This is a genomic window from Roseovarius mucosus DSM 17069, from assembly GCF_000768555.3.
GTDB classification, from domain to species: domain Bacteria; phylum Pseudomonadota; class Alphaproteobacteria; order Rhodobacterales; family Rhodobacteraceae; genus Roseovarius; species Roseovarius mucosus.
The window spans coordinates 206,241-227,799 of record NZ_KN293978.2; the positions used below are offsets into that span (position 1 = coordinate 206,241).

At 62.3% G+C, this 21,559-nt stretch carries 17 protein-coding genes, 3 tRNA genes and 1 pseudogene; 6 read left to right on the plus strand and 15 right to left on the minus strand.

Going from position 1 to position 21,559, the window contains the following annotated elements; all coding sequences use genetic code 11:
* Positions 1-47 precede the first annotated feature (47 nt).
* The 7 genes and pseudogenes from ROSMUC_RS08010 to ROSMUC_RS08040 all read right to left on the minus strand — a co-directional run bounded on the left by ROSMUC_RS08010 (position 48) and on the right by ROSMUC_RS08040 (position 4,504).
* A tRNA-Pro gene (locus tag ROSMUC_RS08010) sits at positions 48-124 on the minus strand.
* A 67-nt stretch (positions 125-191) separates the two neighbouring features.
* The gene (locus ROSMUC_RS08015; RefSeq protein ID WP_037271496.1) at positions 192-1,046 is read right to left on the minus strand and encodes a MerR family transcriptional regulator; all 855 of its coding nucleotides are present in this window, start codon (positions 1,044-1,046) and stop codon (positions 192-194) included.
* Positions 1,047-1,060: 14 nt separating this feature from the next.
* Positions 1,061-1,405, minus strand: coding sequence for an integration host factor subunit alpha (gene ihfA / locus ROSMUC_RS08020; protein WP_483880253.1), 345 nt, complete (start codon positions 1,403-1,405; stop codon positions 1,061-1,063).
* Positions 1,406-1,474: 69 nt separating this feature from the next.
* Positions 1,475-2,449, minus strand: a complete 975-nt coding sequence (locus tag ROSMUC_RS08025) for a beta-ketoacyl-ACP synthase III (RefSeq protein ID WP_037271500.1) — start codon at positions 2,447-2,449, stop codon at positions 1,475-1,477.
* Entirely contained in the window at positions 2,446-3,552 is a 1,107-nt protein-coding gene (gene plsX, locus ROSMUC_RS08030) for a phosphate acyltransferase PlsX (protein ID WP_037271503.1), read from the minus strand. The genes ROSMUC_RS08025 and plsX overlap by 4 nt, the downstream gene beginning before the upstream one ends.
* Positions 3,553-3,575: 23 nt before the next feature.
* Positions 3,576-3,782 carry a 50S ribosomal protein L32 gene (gene rpmF, locus ROSMUC_RS08035; RefSeq protein ID WP_037271506.1) on the minus strand — a complete coding sequence of 69 codons (207 nt, stop codon included), beginning with the start codon at positions 3,780-3,782 and terminating at the stop codon, positions 3,576-3,578.
* Positions 3,783-3,939: 157 nt separating this feature from the next.
* Positions 3,940-4,504 (minus strand): annotated as a pseudogene (locus ROSMUC_RS08040) (YceD family protein).
* 88 nt (positions 4,505-4,592) lie between these two features.
* Here ROSMUC_RS08040 and ROSMUC_RS08045 point away from each other — a divergent pair.
* From ROSMUC_RS08045 to ROSMUC_RS08055, 3 genes are all read left to right on the plus strand, one after another.
* Positions 4,593-5,048, plus strand: coding sequence for an outer membrane protein assembly factor BamE (locus ROSMUC_RS08045; RefSeq protein WP_037271508.1), 456 nt, complete (start codon positions 4,593-4,595; stop codon positions 5,046-5,048).
* Positions 5,049-5,126: 78 nt separating this feature from the next.
* Complete coding sequence (locus tag ROSMUC_RS08050) at positions 5,127-5,864, plus strand: GNAT family N-acetyltransferase (protein ID WP_037271513.1); 738 nt, start codon at positions 5,127-5,129, stop codon at positions 5,862-5,864.
* Positions 5,865-5,905: 41 nt separating this feature from the next.
* A complete protein-coding gene (locus ROSMUC_RS08055) occupies positions 5,906-7,723 on the plus strand; it encodes an ABC-F family ATP-binding cassette domain-containing protein (RefSeq protein ID WP_037271516.1) in 1,818 nt (605 codons plus the stop codon).
* Here the strand turns inward: ROSMUC_RS08055 and ROSMUC_RS08060 are convergent, their stop codons facing one another.
* The 4 genes from ROSMUC_RS08060 to ROSMUC_RS08075 form a co-directional block, all read right to left on the minus strand.
* A complete protein-coding gene (locus ROSMUC_RS08060) occupies positions 7,724-8,479 on the minus strand; it encodes an SDR family NAD(P)-dependent oxidoreductase (protein WP_037271519.1) in 756 nt (251 codons plus the stop codon).
* Positions 8,480-8,584: 105 nt separating this feature from the next.
* Positions 8,585-9,637: an AbrB family transcriptional regulator gene (locus ROSMUC_RS08065; protein WP_037271522.1), complete on the minus strand. Its 1,053-nt coding sequence runs from the start codon at positions 9,635-9,637 to the stop codon at positions 8,585-8,587.
* 43 nt (positions 9,638-9,680) lie between these two features.
* Complete coding sequence (locus ROSMUC_RS08070; RefSeq protein ID WP_037271524.1) at positions 9,681-11,921, minus strand: xanthine dehydrogenase family protein molybdopterin-binding subunit; 2,241 nt, start codon at positions 11,919-11,921, stop codon at positions 9,681-9,683.
* Positions 11,922-11,924: 3 nt separating this feature from the next.
* Complete coding sequence (locus ROSMUC_RS08075) at positions 11,925-12,386, minus strand: (2Fe-2S)-binding protein (protein WP_037271527.1); 462 nt, start codon at positions 12,384-12,386, stop codon at positions 11,925-11,927.
* A gap of 111 nt (positions 12,387-12,497) precedes the next feature.
* Here ROSMUC_RS08075 and ROSMUC_RS08080 point away from each other — a divergent pair, with 111 nt between their 5' ends.
* The 3 genes from ROSMUC_RS08080 to ROSMUC_RS08090 all read left to right on the plus strand — a co-directional run bounded on the left by ROSMUC_RS08080 (position 12,498) and on the right by ROSMUC_RS08090 (position 17,464).
* Entirely contained in the window at positions 12,498-13,397 is a 900-nt protein-coding gene (locus ROSMUC_RS08080) for a hypothetical protein (protein ID WP_052115290.1), read from the plus strand.
* 53 nt (positions 13,398-13,450) lie between these two features.
* Positions 13,451-13,526: transfer RNA gene (locus tag ROSMUC_RS08085), tRNA-Thr, on the plus strand.
* Positions 13,527-14,260: 734 nt separating this feature from the next.
* A complete protein-coding gene (locus tag ROSMUC_RS08090; RefSeq protein WP_245875143.1) occupies positions 14,261-17,464 on the plus strand; it encodes a Hint domain-containing protein in 3,204 nt (1,067 codons plus the stop codon).
* Positions 17,465-17,746: 282 nt separating this feature from the next.
* Here ROSMUC_RS08090 and ROSMUC_RS08095 read toward each other — a convergent pair.
* The 4 genes from ROSMUC_RS08095 to ROSMUC_RS08110 all read right to left on the minus strand — a co-directional run bounded on the left by ROSMUC_RS08095 (position 17,747) and on the right by ROSMUC_RS08110 (position 21,460).
* A tRNA-Arg gene (locus ROSMUC_RS08095) sits at positions 17,747-17,823 on the minus strand.
* A gap of 56 nt (positions 17,824-17,879) precedes the next feature.
* Positions 17,880-19,271, minus strand: a complete 1,392-nt coding sequence (locus ROSMUC_RS08100; RefSeq protein ID WP_037271529.1) for a sensor histidine kinase — start codon at positions 19,269-19,271, stop codon at positions 17,880-17,882.
* A 27-nt stretch (positions 19,272-19,298) separates the two neighbouring features.
* A complete protein-coding gene (locus ROSMUC_RS08105) occupies positions 19,299-20,717 on the minus strand; it encodes a dihydrolipoyl dehydrogenase family protein (protein ID WP_037271532.1) in 1,419 nt (472 codons plus the stop codon).
* A gap of 2 nt (positions 20,718-20,719) precedes the next feature.
* Complete coding sequence (locus ROSMUC_RS08110; RefSeq protein ID WP_037271534.1) at positions 20,720-21,460, minus strand: TVP38/TMEM64 family protein; 741 nt, start codon at positions 21,458-21,460, stop codon at positions 20,720-20,722.
* Positions 21,461-21,559: the final 99 nt, after the last annotated feature.

Genomic DNA, 21,559 nt, shown 5'->3' on the forward strand with positions numbered 1-21,559 from the left:
GGTCAGGGTGCCCGAGGGGCCGAGGCGGGCGGGATCGTCGGTAATTATGGTCGGGCTAGCAGGACTTGAACCTGCGACCTTCCGTCCCCCAGACGGACGCGCTACCAGGCTGCGCTATAGCCCGACGATGGGGTGTTCATAGCGATTTTGACCGCCGGGGCAAGAGGGAAATCCCGAAATCGGGCAGGGATTTAGCGGTCTTTTGTGTGAGCGGCGACATGAGCGCGGAGGTTGGCGACAAGTGGTGCAAGGCGTGCGGCACATTCCGGTGATATGGGCCGGGGCAGGGCGCCTATGGCAGTGAGCAGGCCCGGTGCCGCGTCGATATGGTCCGTCGGATCGGCGGGCAGGTCACGCGGTGGGGACGGGGCTGCCGCGGTGTCGTCAGGGCTTGGGTCTGCTTTGGTCGAGGCGGTCTCTGTGGGGGGCGCGGATTCGGTCGCCTCTGTTGCGGGCTCCGGTTCCAACACGGGTTCGGGTTCTGGAGCAGGGGTTTGCCCCGTCGTGTCTTGCTCGATTTCAGGATCGGCCGGCGTATCTATTGGAGCTGTTTCCGACATCGGCTCGGGAAGCGGTGCGGTTGCTTCCGGCTTAGTGCTGTCCTGCGACCACAGGCTGCCTTGAGGCTCTGCGTCGATCTCTTCGGCGGACGTGTCGGTTTCCGTGTCCTGAGGCTCGGCGGGGCGCGCAAAGGTCACGACCTCGGCGGGTTTTGCGGGGCTGGGGGCTACATCGAGTGCGATGCCGCTCTCGGCGCCTTGGGATTCTTCGTCCAAGGGCGGCGACATATCGGCGACCTGCTGGATACCATTCTCGCGCAGGTATTTTTGCGCGCCCTTGATGGTCATGCCCTGATCGTGCAGCAGCACCTTGATGCCCCCAAGAAGAGCCATGTCGGCGGGGCGGTAATAGCGTCGCCCGCCTGCACGTTTGACCGGTTTGACCTGAGTGAATTTACTCTCCCAGAAACGCAGCACATGCGCCGGAACATCCAGCCAATCCGCGACCTCGCTGATGGTTCGAAAGGCGTCGGCGGCTTTGCCCATGGGCGGCTATATCCTCAGCTTTTGGTGCCGTCGGCGACGCGGTCTTTCATGAGATGGGAGGGCCGGAACGTCAGAACGCGGCGCGGGTTGATCGGCACTTCTTCGCCAGTCTTGGGATTGCGGCCCACGCGCGCCGTCTTGTCACGCACCGAGAAAGTGCCGAAGGATGAAATCTTGACCTGCTCGCCGCGCACGAGGGCGTCGGACATATGGCCCAGAACACTCTCGACCAGTTGGGCCGCATCATTGCGAGATAAACCCACCTCGCGAAAGATGGCCTCGCTCAAATCCATCCGTGTCAATGTCTTGTCAGTCATAACATCCCCGCGTTTTTTTTCGGTTACTTTGCGGCGAAGAATTTTCCGAGTCAATCTCAACCACTTAGCGGCAGCCGTTCACCTGCGAGTTTTCGCGCATTTTCCGACGTTTTACCACCGAAGGGCTACTGCACCCCAGGCGAGACCCCCGCCGATTGCCTCGGCAAGGAGCAGATCACCGCGCTTGATCTTGCCCGAGGCCACGCCCACCGAGAGGGCAAGCGGGATGGAGGCGGCAGAGGTGTTGCCATGATCCTGCACCGTGACGATCACGCGGTCCATCGAGAGGCCCAGTTTCTTGGCGGTGCCTTGGATGATGCGGATATTGGCCTGATGCGGCACGATCCAGTCGACATCGGCACCGCTGAGGCCGATTTTTTCCAACGCGGCTTCTGCGGTGGAGGCGAGCTTTTCGACTGCTTGGCGAAACAAGGGGTTGCCCTGCATGCGCAGTTTTCCGGCCTCGCCGGTGGTCGAGACACCGCCATCGACATAGAGCATGTCGCGGTAACGCCCGTCGGAATTGAGGTCGGCAGAGAGGATGCCGCGATCCTGGGCCGTACCGGTGCCCTCTTCCAGACCGAGCACAAGCGCGCCGGCGCCGTCGCCAAAGAGCACGCAGGTCGAACGGTCTGTCCAGTCCATGATGCGGCTGAAGGTTTCGGCACCGATCACCAGCACGCGGCGCGCCTGACCCGAGAGGAGCAGTGCATTGGCGGTGGTGAGCGCATAGATGAAGCCCGCGCAGACCGCCTGCACGTCAAATCCGAAGCCGCGTGTCATGCCCAGTTCGCCTTGCACCATGGTCGCGACCGAGGGAAACGTCAGGTCCGGGGTAGAGGTGGCCACGACGATGCCGTCGATGTCATCAGGCCCGAGGCCTGCATTTTCGAGCGCTGCGCGGGCGGCGCGCACGGCGAGGTCCGAGGTGGGTTGATTCTCGGCGGCGAAATGGCGGCGTTCGATACCGGAGCGCGTGCGAATCCATTCATCCGATGTATCGAGCGTTTTCTCGAATTCCGCGTTGGGAACGATACGGTCGGGCAGATAATGTCCGATGCCTTGGACGACGGCGCGCAGTGTCATTCAGATTCGGCCTCTGGTTGGGGCTCTGGAGGGGCATCCTGATCCAGCAGCGCGGCGGAGGCAACCCGTGCCGCCAGCCGTTCGGAAAATCCCGATTGCGCCAGTTCGAATGCCAGTTTGATGGCCGAGGAAACGCCCATCGCGTCGGCCGCGCCATGGGATTTGACCACGGTGCCGTTCAGCCCGAGGAACACCCCGCCGTTGGCGCGGCGCGGGTCGATCCGCTTTTTCAGGCGCGCGAGCGAGGTATAGGCCAGAACCGAAGCCAGCCGTGACAGCAGCGAATAGGCAAAGGCCTCGCGCAGCAGGTCCGCAATGAGCTTGGCAATACCTTCGCCGGTCTTGAGCGCCACATTGCCGGTAAAACCGTCGGTGACGATCACATCGCATTTGGTGCCGGGCAGGTCGCGACCTTCGACAAAGCCTACGAATTCGAAATCGGCAATACGCGCATTGGCGGCAATGAGGTCATAGGCCTCTTTCAACTCGGCGCGGCCCTTGTGCTCTTCGGTGCCGACATTAAGCAGGCCGATGCGCGGGCGTGCGAGGCCAAAGCCGTTGCGCGCGTAAGAGGCGCCCATCAAGGCGTATTGCATGAGGTCCTTGGCATCGGCGCGGATATCTGCGCCTCCGTCGAGCATGATGTTATGTTTTTGCGGGTTTTGCGAGGGCCACATCACCGCGATGGCGGGGCGGTAAATGCCCGGCAGTTTGCGCAGGCGCAGCACCGACATCAGCATGAGCGCGCCGGTATTGCCACAGGAAACGCAAACGGTGGCTTCGCCCATGCGCACCGATTCGAGCGCGGACCACATCGAGGTTTCGCGGCCGTGGCGCACCACATGTGATGGCTTGTCGTTCATGGTGACGACTTCGGGCGCGTGGCGAATCTCGCAGCGTTCAGCGAGGCCACGGCGTTTGGCGATCAGGCGCTCCAGCTCGTCTTGGGGGCCATGCAGGATAAAGCCGATATCCGGGTTCTTGGACGCAAAATGGGCAATGCCGGCAACAACCGTTGCCGGCCCCTGATCCCCGCCCATGGCGTCAACCGAGATGATGGTGCGTCCTGCACCCGCCTTGGAATGGTCCCTGCGAGCGGTCATGCAGCAAATCGCCTATTGCGGGTTCAGGCCGCGTCGTCTTCCAGGTCGATTTCTTCCACCAATGCCACGACCTCACGGTCGGCATAGTGTCCGCATGCCGGGCACACATGGTGCGGGCGCTTCAGTTCGCCGCAGTTGGTGCACTCGTTCGGATTGCCTGCAACCAGCGCGTCATGGGCGCGGCGATTGTTGCGGCGCGATTTCGATACTTTGTTCTGTTGGACGGCCATGTCGCAACCTCAATTCCTGTGGGCCTATCTGGCCCTGTTTCACGGGTGTTCGCGGCTCTTAATATGTTACGAGCCGCCGGTTCAACCCCAAATTCCGGTGAGAGCGGGAAAATACAGAGATTTGATGCCGGGGCAAGCGATTCTTGGGGGGCGGCGATCAGTCCTTGTCGGGCTTGCCCAGCTTGTCGCGCAGACTGGAAAGGGCGGCAAAGGGTTTGGTTTCCTCGTCCTGCATGGGGGTTACGCCCTCTTCGGCCACGGTCAGCTGGCCAAGTTCGGCACCGTCACTGCGCGGATAGGGGGGGCAGGGCCAGGCTGAGCGCCTCGACCATGACGCGCCATAGGTCGATTTCCGTGCCCAGCGGTTCGAGCGTGTCATCCTCGGGGATTTCGACCTCGACACCGGGTTCGGGTATCTCAAGCGCCGCATCAGGCGAAAAGCGCCGGATTACCGGTTCGTCAATGCGGGTCTGCACCGGATCGAGTGTGACGACACAGGGTTGGATCACCGTGGCTCCAAGGTCGGCGCGCAAGAGCCAGTCTGCGCGCCCTTCGGCAGTGAGGCTGCCGCGCAGGCGCAGCTTGCGCAGGCCAAGAAGCCCGAGGTCAGCGGTGATGCGCGCCATCTCGGCTGCGTCTGGGGCGAGATCAAAGCTCACGGGGCGCCGCGCCGACAGGTCGGCCACGCGGATCGCTCGGGTGTTTTGCGGGTGTTGTGACATCTTTCCCCTCGCTTCCTTTCTTGAACCATTGCATCACCTTGTTGTAAGCGGGATAAAAGCCGCGACCGGCCGATACAAGAGGGCAGAGATGACAGCGATCCGAAACCGAGTGATCAGCGCCTTGGCGCTTTGCTGTCTGATTGTCGTTACGGGCTGCTCTGCCACTTACCGCAATCACGGCTATGCTCCGCCCGAGGAGGATTTGCAAAACCTCGTGGTGGGGGTGGATACCCGCGCCACGGTCGACGATGTGGTTGGGCCGCCGTCGCTATCGGGGGTGTTGGCGGATGGTGATTATTACTATGTGCGCAGCCGGGTGCGGGAATATGGCATGTTTCGCCCGCAGGTGATTGAACGCCGCGTTCTCGCGATTTCCTTCAATGACGATGACACCATTGCCAATATCGAGGAATTCGGGCTGGAGGATGGTCAGGTTGTCCCGATTGCGCGGCGCGTGACTGATACGTCTGTGGTCAGCAACGGCTTTATTCGCCAACTCCTGAGCAATATCGGCAATATCAATCCCGCCTCCGCCTTTGAGTGACGGCGGTCACGCCGCTGTCACGGCTTGCGTGCTAGAGCGACCGGGACTAGGGTCGCTCAGCGCAGACGGGGTCGCGGCATGGCAGGGCTTGGCAATCAGCGGTATCAGGCACGGATCGGCAGCACGCCCGAGGATCGCCGCGCCGCGCAGCAGTTGCGCGCGCGCGCCTTTTTGGGGGGCGGTCAAGAGCTGGATACCGACAGGTTCGATGACATCTGCACCCATGTTCTGATCGAAGAGACGGGCAGCGGCACGCTGGTCTGTTGTTTCCGGATGCTGGTACTGAATGGCGGGGCCGAGATTGCGCAGAGCTATTCGGCGCAATTCTATGACTTATCGGCGCTTGCGGGATTCGAAGGCAAAATGGCCGAAATGGGCCGGTTCTGCATCGCGCCGGGGCGGCTTGATCCCGATATTCTTCGGGTGGCCTGGGCGGCGATGACGCGGTTTGTCGATGAGAATGGAATCGAGATGCTGTTTGGCTGCTCGTCTTTTCACGGCACCGAGACCGAGACCTATCTTGATGCCTTTGCCATGCTGCGCGAGCGGCATCTCGCACCGCGTCGTTGGTGGCCGCGGGTCAAGGCCCCGGCCGTATTCCGCTTTGCGCAGCGGCTACGGCGGCACAAACCCGACCTGAAGCTGGCAATGCGGCATATGCCGCCACTTCTGCGCACCTACCTTTTGATGGGGGGATGGGTCAGTGATCATGCGGTGATCGACAGGCATCTCAACACGTTGCATGTGTTTACCGGCGTTGAAATCGGGGCCATTCCCCCCACCCGCAAACGGTTGTTGCGCGCGCTTGCCGGTTGAGGTCCCTTGACGCTGCCGGGGCGGCAGGATAGCCCGCGCCCATGGCACGCGCACCTCTTTTACAGCTCACCGACATTTCGCTCACCTTTGGAGGTGAGCCTGTGTTTCATGATCTCTCGCTTGTGGTGCAGCCCGGAGATCGGGTGGCGCTTGTGGGGCGCAACGGGTCGGGCAAATCCACGCTGATGAAGGTGATGGCCGGCCTGGTCGAGCCGGATCGTGGATTGCGGATCGTCACGCCCGGCGTGAACGTGGGCTACATGGAGCAAGAGCCTGATATGGTCGGGTTCACGACCTTGGGTGACTATGCCGCAAGCCAGTTGGACCCCGCCGAGACCTACCGTGTCGAGATGGCGGGTGAGGGGCTGAAATTCGATCCCGCGCGCCCGGTCAGCACGGCGTCGGGCGGTGAGCGGCGACGGGCGGCCTTGGCCAAGCTGATGGCCGAGGCCCCGGATCTGATGCTGCTGGACGAGCCGACCAACCATCTGGATATCGAGGCGATTGCCTGGCTGGAAAATGAGCTGCGCGAGACGCGCAAAGGCTTTGTTCTGATCAGCCATGACCGCGCATTTTTGCGTGAACTGACACGCGCAACCCTCTGGATTGACAGGGGAATGACGCGACGGCAGGAAAAGGGTTTCGAGCATTTCGAAGCTTGGCGTGACAAGGTTTGGGATGATGAGGATCAGCAGCGCCACAAGCTTGACCGCAAGATCAAGTCCGAGGCGCGATGGGCCGTCGAAGGCATCAGCGCGCGGCGCAAGCGCAATCAGGGCCGGGTGCGCGCGTTGGCTGAATTGCGGGCCGAGCGCAGCAGCCAGATCAGGCGGCAGGGTACGGCGGCAATGGCGTTCGACTCTGGCCCGACGTCGGGCCGCAAGGTGATCGAGGCTGTTGATATTTCAAAGGCTTATGGCGACAAGCTCATCCTTGAGAAATTTAGCATCAAGATCCTGCGCGGGGATCGCGTGGCCTTTGTCGGCCCCAACGGCGTGGGCAAGACAACGCTGCTCAAGATGCTGCTCCAAGAGATCGCGCCTGACAGTGGCACCGTGACCCATGGCACCAATCTGATGCCGGCGGTGTTCGATCAGGCGCGCGCGCAACTTGACCCCGAGATGACCCTGTGGGAGAGCCTGACGGGGGATGCCGAGATGCGGGTATCCGGGCAGGCGGATCAGGTTTTGGTGCGCGGGCAGCCGCGGCATGTGGTGGCTTATCTCAAGGATTTCCTCTTTGACGAGCGGCAGGCGCGCGCACCGGTCAAATCGCTCTCGGGGGGCGAGAAAGCGCGGCTTTTGCTGGCGAAACTCATGGCGCGCGAAAGCAATCTGCTGGTGCTGGACGAACCGACCAACGATCTCGACATCGAGACACTGGATCTGCTGCAAGAGTTGCTGGACGATTTTGACGGCACCGTCCTATTGGTCAGCCATGACCGTGATTTCCTGGATCGCGTGGCGACCACGACCATCGCGATGGAGGGGGATGGGCGGGCCACGACCTATGCCGGGGGGTGGTCGGATTACCGCGCGCAGCGGGGCGTGGACGGGGCGGCTGAGGCCGGTAAAAAGGTTGATAAAACAGTAGCTAAAGCCCCGGAGGTGAAGCAATCAAAGCCTGCCGCTACGCGCCTCAGTTTTACCGAGAAGCACCGGCTCGAGGAGTTGCCCGCTCTGATGGAGCGGCTGACGGCCGAGATTGGGAAGCTTGAGGACCTGCTCTCGGACCCCGCGCTCTTTACTCGCGAGCCGCTCAAGTTCAAGAAGGCGACCGAGGCGCTGACAACGCGGCAAAGCGCCTTGGAAGAGGCGGAAGAGGAATGGCTGGCCCTGGCTGAGCGTGCCGAGGGCTGATTACTGCATCCGTAGCGCGCCATCGAGGCGGATCACTTCGCCGTTGAGATAGCCACAGTTGATGATAAAGGCCGCAAGCCGGGCATATTCCACCGGATCGCCGAGACGTTTTGGGAATGTCACCTCTGCGGCGAGACTGTCCTGTACCTCTTGCGGCAGGCCGCGCAGCATCGGCGTGGCGAAGGTGCCGGGGGCAATCGCCATGACGCGAATCCCCTCGCGCGCGAGATCGCGGGCCATGGGCAGCGACAGGCCGACGATCCCGCCCTTGGAGGCGGCATAGGCGGCCTGACCCTTCTGCCCGTCAAAGGCGGCGATGGAGGCGGTGTTGATGATCACACCGCGTGCGCCATCCGCGTCGGGGGCGTTCTTTGCCATTTCCGCCGCCGCAAGGCGTGCCACGTTGAACGAGCCCACGAGGTTGATGTCGAGCGTGCGTCGAAACAGGTCGAGCGGGTGAGGGCCATCGCGTCCCAGCACCTTGGCTCCGGTGGCGATGCCAGCACAGTTTACCACCGCCGTGATCCGCCCCATGGCGGATGTGGCGGCTGCGATCGCGGCTGCAACGGAGGCCTCATCCGTGACATCGGTGGCCGCGAAATGCGCGCCGATTTCGGCGGCGATGGCGGCTCCGCGCTCTGCATCGCGGTCAAACAGTGTCACCTCTGCGCCAAGGCTGCGAAAATGGCGGGCGGTTGCCTCGCCCAGCCCTGACGCGCCGCCGGTGATGATCGCGGCTGTATCCTCTATGCGCATGGTGCCCTCGCCTATTTAAATGAACATACGTTCAAATACCCTCTGCGCTCCGACCTGTCAAAGACTGTCTGAGTTTCTTCTTGGCATAAATACTCATATCCGGGCTTAGCCCTTGCGTTGTCGCCAGCGGGTGATCATCCCGAGCGTCAGCACGGTAAGCACGATGCGGTAGATATGGTGGATCGTCACGAAGGCCGGGTTGGCATGAAGGCTCAGGGCGACGAGGGCCATTTCGGTGACGCCGCCGGGGGCGAGGGTAATCAGCAACACGTCCACCGCCTCGCCGGTCATCTCATGCAGGAGGATTGCCAACCCGACGCCCAGCGTCAGCATCGCCCCCACCGCCGTCATGGCGAGCGCTGTCCCGCGCAGCAAGAGGCGACGGCTGAGCCCGGTAAACCGCATCCCAAGCGCCGTGCCGAGCACGATTTGCGCTATGTTTACAAGCCATTGCGGTATGTCGAAGCTAAGCCATCCGGTGAGCGACAGCGCCGCCGCAAGGGCCATCGGCCCGGTCATCTGCCCGGCGGGTAGGCGCAGCACATGGCCCAGACCCAAACCCCCCAGCCCCGCCAGTGCGATCAGCGGCAGGTCGGACCAAGGCACATCGGGGCGCGCCATGGTCATGCCCGCTGAGCTGCCCACGGGTGCCCCCAGCCAGAGCGAGAGGCCAAGGGGCAGGGCCGTCACCACGACGATGATGCGCAGGAATTGTTGCATCATCAGGCGGGTCACGTCGGCGCCTGCCGCCTCGCCCAATTCGATGCTCTCATAGAGCCCGCCGGGGGTGCTTGCGTAAAAGGCGGTGGTGGGGTCATAGCCGCCGAGGCGGCGAAAGATAGTATAGCCCATGGCATGAGCCAGGCCGACGAAAAGCGTGACTGCGCCAAAGGTTAGCGCGTAGTGATGGGCCTCGGTGAAGAGGGCTGGTGTCACTTGCGCGCCGATCATGAGGCCGATGATGGCAATGAACATGAGCCGCAGTTTCTGGGGAAAGCGGTAGCTTGTTGGCAGGCGTTTTGGCAGGGCGGTGGCGATGAAGGCCGATATGGCCAATGGGCCCAGCATAAAAGGCAAGGGCAGGCCGATGGCCTGACCCGCAAAGCCGGAGAGGGCGGAGAGTATCAGCAGCAGGAGGGTGGTCGCATGGATCGGCATGGTGCTTGTTCAAGCACCGGGCGCGGGCAGGGGCAAGGGGCGCTCAGATGAATGTAACGAATTTGTCGAAGGGCATTTCGCGCAGGCGTCGGCCTGTGGCGGCAAAGATCGCATTGGCCAGCGCGGGTGCGGCGGGGGGCACAGGGGGCTCACCGATGCCCTTGATCCGCGTTCCGTTTTCTAGTCCGCGCACGGTAATTTCGGGGCATTGGTAGAGGCGAAGCGATTGAAATGTATCGAAATTACTCTGCTCTGCCGCGCCGCCCGCGTAGGTGATCTCGGCGTGTATCGCATGGCCCAGACCAAAGATCACGCCGCCCTTGACCAGCCCTTCGAAGTTGATCGGATCGAGGATACGGCCCACATCGGCGGCGACATAGACGTGGTCGAGGCGGAGACCGTTGTCGGTGTTCGTGACCTCGACCACCTGCGCGCAGGGCACGCCGAAGGACAGGCAGAAGGCCACGCCGCGCCCCTGGTTCGGGGCAAGGGGGCTGCCCCAGTTGGACATCTCGCCCACGGCCTCCAGCACCTTTCGCGAGGGGGTGTGATTGCACAGGCGCAGGCGCTCGGCCAGCGGATCGGCCCCGGCGGCGTGGATCAGTTCGTCAAGCAGGCTGTCGTGGAAGAACCCGTTGGACGACGCCCCCACCGAGCGCCAAGACGAGATTGGTGCCAATTCAGGCGTGCGGTAGCCCGTCACGCGATAGTGTGGAATATCAAAGGGTTGATCCCATGCTCCGGCCACGATTTGCAGGTCTGGCCCCGGTGCGGGGATGCTCTGGCGCCCCATTTGTGACGAAAGAACCGAGGGCATGGCGATGCCCAGATCATAGGCCGCAACCTGACCATTCGCGACCCGGCCCCGCCCACGCGCCAGTGCGATCTGGCGGGGAAAGTCGTGGGTCATGTCCTCTTTGCGCGAATAGGTCAGTTTCACCGGCCGCCCCGGCAATTCCATCGCGATGCGGGTGGCGTGGCGCGTGACCTCATCCTCGAGCCGGTGGCCAAAGCTGCCGCCGATCATCAGGGCGTGAACGTGGATTGCGTCGGGCGTAAGGTCTGTAAGCTTTGCCACGTTATTTTGTACAAAGCGCGGCACCTGGGTACCGGTCCAGATGTCGACCCGGTCGGGTGTGTAGAGAACGGTTGCGTTGAGCGGTTCTAGCGGGGCGTGGGCGAGGTAGGGGGCGCGGTATTCGACCGTCAGATCGGTGCCGTCGGAGAGGGCGGTTTCCACATCGCCCGCGTCGCGGAATTGGCTGTCTTGGCGGTCGGGGGTGAAGCTGTCGGAGAGGGTTTGCCAATGGGTGTCCATCTCGGGCGGAATTTGGGCGGGGCCCCATTCGACGGGAATGGCGGCGACCGCCCGCATCGCGCGCCATGTGTTGTCGGCGATCACGGCGACGCCGTCGGGCAGGGCCACCACCTTGATCACGCCGCGCATGGCGAGGGCGGGGGTGGGATCATGGCTGAGGCGTGCGCCGCCGATGGCGGGGTTGAGGCGGAGGGCGGCATGGGCCATGTCGGGGCGCGTCACGTCGATGCCGTAGTCCTGCGTGCCGGTGGATTTTGCGACGATGTCGATCCGCTGCATCGGTTGACCGAGGAGGCGCCAGTCGGAGGGAGCGCGCAGGGTGACATCGGTAACAGCATCGGTGTTTGCCGCCTCGGCTGCAAGGCTCTGGTAACTGAGGCGCGTGCCGTCGGGCAGGATCACCGCGCCGCGTTCGGTGCGTAAATCCGTTGCGGAGAGGGTATGCAGCCGGGCGGCGGTGGCCTTGAGCGTTTCGCGGGCCACGGCCCCGGCATGGCGCAGTTTGTCAAACCCATCGGGGACGGTGGTGGAGCCGCCGGTGATCTGCATGCCCAGAAATTTCATCGGGGCATCGGCCAGGCTTCGTGTGGTTTGGGCCAACCAGCTATCGTCGGTGGCGCGGAAGGGCACGGCATCGCCTGCAAGGGCGGTGTTGTAATAGGCGGGGCTGGGGGGGCCGGGATCGGTCTTGATCTGGTCCAGATCTACATCAAGCTCTTCGGCGATGAGCGCGGCTTGAACGGAGATCGCCCCTTGGCCCTTATCGGCGCGGGGGGTGATGAGGGTGATCGCGTCAGATGTGATCAGCACATAGGGCGTGAGGGCCGCCGCCCCCTCGGGCAGGTCGGAAAGGAGCGGGTTGGCATAGGGCGTCTTGTAACGCCAGACGCCGAAGGCCACGCCGCCCGCAATCGCGGCGGAGCCTATCAGGAATGTGCGGCGGGCGATGGTTTTGACGCGGCCCATGGGTCAGATGCCCCGGAGGTTGCGGGCGGCGGTCTTTACGGCCTCGCGGATGCGTGGATAGGTACCGCAGCGACAGAGATTGCCGGACATGGCATCGTCAATCTCGGTGTCGGTGGGATTTGGGCTCTCACTCAGCAGGCTTGCGGCCTGCATGATCTGGCCGGATTGGCAGTAGCCACATTGCGCCACCTGATGCGTGATCCACGCGGCTTGCACCGGATGGAGGGCCTCGGGTGTGCCAAGCCCCTCGATGGTGGTGACAGGTCCCCAGACATCGCCCACCGCCACCTGACAGGAGCGGGTGGCAACCCCGTCGATATGCACGGTGCAGGCCCCGCATTGCGCGATGCCGCAGCCATATTTCACCCCGGTGAGACCTAGGATGTCGCGCAGCGCCCAGAGGAGCGGCATGTCGGGTTCGAGACCCTCCAGGGAATGATCGGTGCCGTTGACGGTGAGTTGCATGGCGTGCTCCTGTTGCGGCCCCTTGGAGATAATAAACTGAACGGTTCACTTGTCCAGATGGCATGGCAATTGCTGTTTCACTCAGGCGCAAAGACCGTATAGTGAGGGGCAATGATCCAAGAGACCGGAAAACGGATGCAGGTTGTCATTCACGCAGGCGCCCATCACACCGACGAGGACAGGCTGATCAACTGCCTGTCCAGCAATCGCGAGATGCTGGCGCGCCATGGAACCAATGTTCCCGATCCGCAGCGCTATCGCCGTTTGGTGCGCGACGTATTGCACCACGCGCAGGACGCGGGTCTGGCGCCTGATGCGCGCGATGTTCTGGTGGATGCGATCAGCAACGACGGCGCGGTGGACCGGCTGGTCCTGTCCAATCCGGGGTTTTTCGGCACGCCCAAGATGGCGGTGAATGGTGGCGTATTCTATGGCGCGGCCGAACATCGGTTGAACCTGTTTCGGCAGTTGTTCCCGGATGATCACCTGGAGCTGTTCATCGGCGTGGTCAATCCGGCGACGTTCCTGCCGCCGCTGCTGAAGGATACGGATTTTGATACGGTCGAGGCGCTCTTGCGGGGGTACGCGGCCACGGATCTGCGCTGGTCCGAGCTGATCACGCGGGTGCGCAGTCATCATCCCGATATTCCGATCACGATTTGGTGCAACGAGGATACGCCGCTGATCTGGAGCCAAGTGGTGCGGGAACTGGCGGGCATTGATCCGACGGTTACGTTCGACGGCGAGTTCAGCCTGATCGAAGAGATCATGACCCCGGCAGGGCGCGAGCGGTTTCGCGGCTACCTCGCGTCGCATCCCGGTCTGACCGAGGTGCAGAAGCGCCGTGTGGTGGCGGCGTTTCTGGATAAGTTTGCCGATGAGGCGGCGATTGAGGAAGAGTTGGACGCGCCCGGATGGACGGACGCGTTGGTGGCCACGCTGAGCGAACTCTATGATGAGGACATTTATACGATCCAACGCATGCAGGGCGTGCAGGTGATCACGCCCTGAGCGCGCGATTTCCGCTTGCAGAGGCGGAAGTGCTTGGATAATCAGGCGCGCAAGCCCCTATAGCTCAGCTGGTAGAGCAACTGATTTGTAATCAGTAGGTCCGCGGTTCGAGTCCGTGTGGGGGCACCATTCCCATTGATGCGAAGACGAACACGAAGGCGGCAGGCGTGATGCAGGCCTCTGCCAAGCTGTCTGGTGTAGTTATCCACAGGTATTCGGAGATTCGTGGCTATCTTTGGAGAGTGATGTTTCCAGTCCTGAAACAGAAAGCCTTGGGATGGTGCATTGTTGCCGAAATTTTCGATCCGCCTTATTTTGGACACAGGAAACTATCGGTGGTAGGGTCCGTGCGGTTTTGTTCTCGGGTCTTAAACAAATACACGTTATGCGTGTTTTGCATTTTATTATTTTCAGTTTTTTTTCACTTTTTCGCGAGTTTTCGGATTCTTGCCCGATTCACCGGAAACATTCGCACCGCAATGGTGGTTTGATTTGTGGCAAGAACATGGCGTGAATTAACCCAAGCTGCGTATTTTCAACACGTTTGTGCCAGATTCCACTTGGGCCAGACTATTCAAAAGGATAATGTCAGGTCAGCCCATCTGGGGGGTCATGTCTGTAGGTCGCGGGGGCGACCGCACAAAACCGACGCGATGTTTCGTGGAAAGCTGCCGCAATCCTCGTTTCTGCCAAACGCGATCACTGGAAGTTTTGGGCTGTTTCGTCCCGCTGTGTAATGCCGTGCCGGCATTGCTTCCCTTTTGGTTCTGTGCCGGTCGCTCTTGTCTCGCATCGTCGAGATCGACGCAGGCATTTTTGAACTGGGTCGCAAGCATGTGTCGACGAGGCACGGGAGATGGAACATGGCAATTAACAGAGTTGACGGTGACAATACCGGAAATCGCATTGACATCGCCTACACGGGCGATCCCGAGGGGGATCGGATCGACGCGAATGACGCAACGGACGGGTCCAACGATGACGTTGTTGACGGGTTTGGCGGCGACGACACCATTCTTGCGGGTGAGGGCAATGACACTGTGTTTGCCGGGTCTGGCAGCGATTCTGTTGAGGGTGGCGCGGGCAATGACCTGTTGGTGGGCGACACGCCTGACCCAACGGCAGGCGCGCGCGAAGTGTTCCAGTGGAGCGGCGCGCCCGACCCCAACGATGCCGATCCGATCGACGCGGGCGATCCGATCATTGGCTTTGTACAGAATACCGGCTCGGTCGATGTGACATTCTCGGTGCTGACCAGCACTGTGACCGATGACACGACCTTTGCCGACACTCCGCAGAATGTGACGGGTGTGACCACCGATGGCACCCCGGCTGATCCCAACAGTTCGCTGTCGGCGGATCTGGCGGCGCCGGGCTCTACCGATCTCAAGCTCGAATTCTCGTCCGAGGTCGAGAATGTTTCGTTCAACATCAACGATCTGGATGGCACAGAGCATGTGCAGATCTTTGCTTTTGATGCGGCGGACAATCTGATTCCCGTAACCCTGGTTGGCGGTTCTGCCGTCACGGTTCTGAGCGCGGAAGAGGCGTTGGGCGCGGGTACGGGCACCGATGACGGCGCGGCGCATAGCCTGACGGTGACAATTGCGGGGCCTGTCTCGCAACTGGTGATCCGCTATTCCGATGCAGATGGCACCTCGGACGGTCTGAACGTGACGGATGTGTATTTCGGTCTGCCTGGCGGTGTGGTCGATACCGGCGTGCCGGGTAATGACACGCTGATCGGTGACGAAGGCGACGACACGCTCTTGGGCGAGGCGGGCAATGATGTGCTGACCGGTGGGGCCGGAGCGGACAACATCAGCGGCGGGGCCGACGAGGATCTGATCATCGGCGGCACGGCAGGCGATGTGGTCGACGGCGGCAGCACGGGCGTGGACAATGACACGCTCGATCTGCGCGGCGCTGGCCCGCTGCGGGTGGTGGATGAGACCACCGATGCCGATGGCAATTCCACCTCGGGGCGGATCGAGTTTCTGGGCAGCGACGGGGCTGTGACCGGCGACATGACATTTGCCGAGATCGAAAATCTGATCCGGCCCGACAACACCGCGCCGGATGCTGTCAATGATGATGGCGTGACCACGGATTTCGAGACTGAAGTGATTGTTCCGGTTCTGGCCAATGACACGGATGCGGATTTCGATACCTTGTCGGTGACAGGGGCCACGGATGGAGCCAATGGCACCACGATCGTCAATGGCGATGGCACCGTGAGCTATACGCCCAACGCGGGTTTCAGCGGCACGGATACGTTCGATTACACGATTTCGGACGGCAATGGTGGCACGGACACCGCGACTGTGACGGTCACGGTGGGGGTGGCCCCGCCGCCGCCGCCGCCGGCGCGCGACGGGATTGTGGATGGCACCGCTGGAAGCGATCTGATCGATCTGGCCTATGCGGGTGATCCGGACGGCGATTTCGTTGACAACGATGACGCGCTCTTGCCGGGGGCGGCGCCGAATGACGACAGCATTCGCGCAGGTGCCGGGGATGACGTGGTCTTTGCCGGGGTTGGCGATGATCAGGTTGACGGCGCTGACGGGGCTGATCTGATCTTTGGCGAGGATGGCTCTGATACGATTGACGGTGGCGCGGGCAATGACACCATTGATTCCGGTACCTCCACGTCGACACTGCCTTTGCCGGATCTTGGGTTTGGCACCACGGTGCCGGCCGACCTCGATCCCGAGAACGACCGCGATCTGGTGCTTGGTGGCGACGGCGATGATGTGATCACCACCGGTGACGATGCGGATACGATTTCCGGCGGTGCCGGCGCGGACCTGATCGACGGTGGCATTGATGCGGATCAGATCGACGGCGATGATGGCAATGACACCCTGATCGGTGGCGAGGGGTCGGATACGATCAACGGCGGAGCCGGGGACGATTCGATCTTTGGCGGTCTGGAAGAAGGCTTTCCGGACTCGATCAATATTCCCGATGCGACCGATCCCGAGCCGGGCAATGGCCGGGACCTGATCGACGGCGGCGACGGCAATGACACGATCTTTGGTCAGGACGACGACGACACAATTCTCGGCGGTGCCGGGGATGATGTGATCGACGGTGGCATTGACGACGATTTTATCGTGGGTGGTGACGGCGACGATTCTTTGATTGGCGGTCAGGGGGATGACACGATCACCGGCGGCACCGGCAATGATACGATCAGCGGTGGTTTGGGTGCAGATCGACTTGTTGGCCTCGATGACCGCGATGTGTTCGTTGATGTTGGCGCGGGTGACACAATTGATGGTGGCACCGGTGATAGCACGGCGGACGGCGTTGAAGATGATTTCGACACGCTGGACCTGCGCGGTCTTGGTCGGTTCGAGATCGTCGGGCAGACAACCGACGCGGATGGTGATTCGACGTCGGGCACGGTCAACTTCCAGGATCGTGATGGCACGGTCACGGGGTCATTGGTCTTTGGCGAGATCGAGAACCTCATTCCTTGCTTTACCCCCGGCACGGCGATTGCCACGCCGCGTGGCGAAAAGCTGGTGGAGGAGTTGAAGGACGGCGATAAGGTGATCACCCGCGACAACGGTTTGCAGGAGATCCGTTGGATCGGTCAGCGGATGCTGAGCGGGGAAGAATTGGCGAAATCGCCGCATCTGCGGCCCGTGTTGATCCGCGCCGGATCGCTGGGGCATGGGTTGCCGGAGCGCGATATGCTGCTGAGCCCGCAGCACCGCATCCTGCTCAATTCGGATCGTGCCGCGCTGTATTTCGAGGAGCGTGAGGTGTTGGCCGCAGCCAAGCATCTGGTTGGGATCGAGGGCGTGAGCCAGGTAGAGACCCGCGCGGCCACCTACATCCACTTCATGTGCGATCAGCACGAGGTGGTTCTGTCCAACGGCACCTGGACCGAAAGCTTCCAGCCCGGTGAGCAGGTGCTGGACGGCATGGGCGCGGCGCAACGGGATGAGATCTATGACCTCTTCCCGGAGTTGCGCGCGGTCGAGGGGATCGAAGCCTATCAAGCGGCGCGGCGTTCGCTCAAGCGGCATGAGGCGCAATTGCTGGTGCGCTGAACGGCGAACCTGATTGTTGTGAAAACGTGGGCAATCCCGGTGTGATGCCGGGATTGTTTCGTTTTTGGCGCATTGCGTCTGGTCGGATTCACCCTGGTTGGGGCGTTGACGCTGCCTCGGCGAGGTCCCGGATCAAGCCCGGGACGGCTGTGGTTTCGATGGGGCGCGACAGGTTCAAGGCGGCCAGAAACCGGGCGTTTGCGCGGGCGGATTTACGCCTTCGCGGACGCCGCACAGAGGGTCAGCGATGTGTGGGAATGTCAGCAGGATCAAGGGGGTAAGTGGCGGACCGAGGAGGATTCGAACCCCCGACCCCTTGATTCGTAGTCAAGTACTCTATCCAGCTGAGCTATCGGTCCGTGAGGGCAGCAATTAGACTCTGGCGTCGGGCATTGCAAGGGCGTTTTGGAAGAAATTATGACGGGGCACCGAAATTTCCCTTGGGCAGGGTGATGCAAAATGCCGTGCCCGTGGCGTCGCTGCGTTCGAGGATGAGCGTGCCGCCATGACCGCGCACCAGTTCGGCGGCGATGGTCAGGCCAAGGCCGCTACCGCCCTTGGTGGTGCCACCCTGAAAGGGTTTGAAGAGATGTTCGCGTGCCCGTGCGGGCAGGCCCGGCCCGGTGTCGGCGACGCGGATCATCCATTCGGCGTGATCCTCGTCGGCCATGACGCTGATCTCGCCGGGGCGGCCGCTGTTGACGATGGCTTGTCGTGCGTTGCGCACGAGATTGCCGATGATGCGGTAAAGCTGCTCGGCATCGGCCAGCACGACGAGATCATTCGGCACATCCTCGGCAAAGCTGACATCGGCGTCACCGGCGGCGAGGCGCTCGCTCTCGATCACATCGGCCACGACATCGGCCAGGTGCAGGCGGGCAAAGGTCGGCCCCGGCTCTTCGGCCTTGCCATAGGCGAGGGTGGCTTCGCAGAGATGCACGGCGCGGGTGAGGGAATTGATGAGCTTGGGCGCGAGGCGTTTGACGGTGGGATCTTCGCTGGTCTCGATCCGGTCCGTGAATAGCTGGGCTGAGGTCAGGATATTGCGCAGGTCGTGATTGACCTTGGCCACGGCGCCGCCCAATTGGGCGAGATGCTCTTTTTGCTTGAGCGCGCCGGTCAGTTGGGTCTGCAGCGATTGCAGCGTTTCCTCGGCCTCGCGCAGTTCCTTGACACGGGCGGTGGGGCGCAGCACGCGGCGCACATCCTCGGGGGCGGCGGCATAGGCTTGCATTGCGCTGACGACCCGCTTGATCGGTTTCACGAGGGTCACGCGCACGGCCAGGAACAATAGCACGGCGGTAAAGATGGAAATCACCAGCGAGAGCCAAAGGATGCGCAGGCCATAGTCGAGCATCGCGGCGCGCAGGCCGGAGGTGTCGAGGGTGATCTCGATCAGGAGCCCGCCCATACGCACCGGCTGGCCGATGATGCGGATGATCTGGCGCTCGGGTGTGACAAGGCGCATCATCGCGTCGCGGATCAGGGTAACGGCGCGGACTTCGCGCAGGTCGAAGGTCTGGGAAATGGGTTCGGGCACGGGGGAAGACAGGACAAGCTGGCGCGTCTCGTCGCGCAGCAGCACGACGTTGAACACCTCGGCGTTGCGCAAGAGCTCTTCTTGCAGGTCGGGGTTCACCTCTTCATCGGCCAAGAGCACGAGCGAGGCGATCTGGGCGCGTTCCAGACGGGTGAGCAGGTAATCTTCGCGAAAACGGGCGATGGAGGGGACAAAGATCAGCACCTCGGCCAGCATCACGAAGATGGCCGTCAGGATCAGGAAGCGCCCGGAGAGCGAGTTGAGCAAGGTGTCCCCTCCCGAGGATGGCTGCGATCAGGGCAGCCAGCGTTGCACGAAGCCGACGATACGCTTGACGCCCGCGCTGTCAAACAGACGAGGCGAGAAATAGGCCCCGGCCGCGCGTTTGTTGATTTCACCCAGCGTCGGGTAGGGGGCGACCATATTGGCCACGTGTTTCATCTTGAGCCCGTTGGCGAGGACGAGCGCCCAGAGGTTGATCAACTCTCCCGCCTGCGCGCCCGCGATAGAGACGCCGACGGGGCGGCCACGCACGACCATGACCTTGATCAGACCGGCGGTCTTGCGTTCGGCGATGGCGCGGTCGTTGTGGTTGTAATGGAAGCGGACCACTTCGAGATTGCCGCCATGTTCCTGCCGCGCCTGTGCCTCGGTCAGCCCGACCTGGGCCAGTTCGGGATCGGTATAGGTGGCCCAAGGGATGTGATCGGTCCGGTTTTTTGCGGGCAGGCCCAAGAGGGCCTGACGGATGATGAGCCCTGCGTGATAGCCTGCGACATGGGTGAATTGCAGCCCGCCCGCGACATCGCCGATGGCATAGACGCGGCGGTTGGTGGTGCGCATTGAGGCGTCGACCTTGATGCCGCGTTTGGTGGTCTCGATGCCAGCGGCGTCGAGGTTGAGGCGGTCTGTGTTGGACTTGCGGCCCACGGCCATGAGCAGGTGGCTGCCCTTGAAGACGCGCCCGTCCTTGGCGTGAATCTCGATGGCGCCAGTTTGGCCGCGAATTTCGGCGGCCATGGCGCCTTCTTCGATCTGGATGCCTTCGGCGCGGAATTGATCGATGACGACGGCGGCCATTTCCGGATCGTCATTGCCGAGCACCTTGGCCCCTTCGATCACCGTCACGGCGCAGCCCAGGCGGCGGTGCGCCTGTGCCATTTCCATGCCGATGGGGCCGCCGCCGACGACGAGCAGGTGATCGGGCCGCTCGCGCAGGTCAAAGAGGGTTTCGTTGGTTTCATAAGGCACGGTGTCGAGCCCCGGGATGGGCGGGACAAAAGGCGAGGAGCCGGTGGCGATGACGACGCGGCGGGCGGTGATGATGTGATCCCCGGCCCTGACCTCGGTCGGCGAGATAAACTCGCCATACTCTCGGATCACACGCACGCCCAAGCCTTCGAAGCGCTCCTGGCTGTCAACGGGCTCGATCTGGGCGATGACATCGGCGACGTGATCCTTGGCGGCGGCATAGTCCACCTCGGGGCTCTGGTTGGCGATGCCGTATTGGGCGGCATGGGACTGGGCATAGGCCGTCTTGCCGCTGGCAATGAGCGCCTTGGAGGGCACACAGCCGAAGTTGAGGCAATCGCCGCCCATCTTGTGACCTTCGAGCAGGATGACGCTCGCCCCCATCTGCACCGCACCTGCGGCGAGGGACAGGCCGCCAGACCCGGCCCCGATGACCAGAAGATCAGTCTTTAGTCGTGTCATGTTCAGATTTCCTTTTTGCCACGCAGGGCCTTGAGGATCATCGGCAGGGCGGCGAGTGCGCTCAGCCCCAGAATAGGGCCGATGATCTGCGGTTCCCACAGGAGGGAAAGATCGGGATTCTCGCCGCGGTCAAAGACCTCACCCAGGCCCACGCCGATCCAGGTAAAGACGATGGCCCCCGGAATGATCCCGAGAACCGTGGTGAAAGCGAAGTTGAAAAAGCGCACGCCCACGAGGGCAGGCAGAAGATTGGCCACGAAAAATGGCACGGCGGGCACGAGGCGCATGAGAAAGAGCACGCTGATTTCATTGTCATGCAGCCCCTGTTTCAGCCGCTTGAGCGTGCCGTCGGAGGTTTCGATCTTGGTTGCCAGGACCTGACCCAGTCCGGCGCGGGCCGCGAGAAAAATGGCAAAGGCCCCGAGAGAGGCGGCAAGCACGTTGAATCCGGTGCCCAGCACGAGGCCAAAGAGAAAGCCACCCGTGACCGAGGCCACCGCCGCACCAGGCAGGGAAAAGGCGACGATGACGAAGTAGATCGCGATGAAGGCCAATGCCATGAGGGTGATATTGGCGTCGCGATAGGCCAAGAGCGCCTCGCGGTTGTTGCGCAGAGTATCAAAGGTCAGGTAATCGCGAAGGGTGAGAAAGCCCACCAGGGCCACGATCAGGATGACGGCCAGCGGCAGGTGCCGCGCAATAGAGGGTTTGGTCGGTTTGCTCTCGCCTGTGCTGTGATCCATGGTCTCTCTCGTCTCGCTCTGCTTTGGGCCTGTGAACCCTAGTTGCACGCTGGGAGCGTCCGGCGCCAGTGGCCTCACGCGGGGGTGATCAGGGGTGAT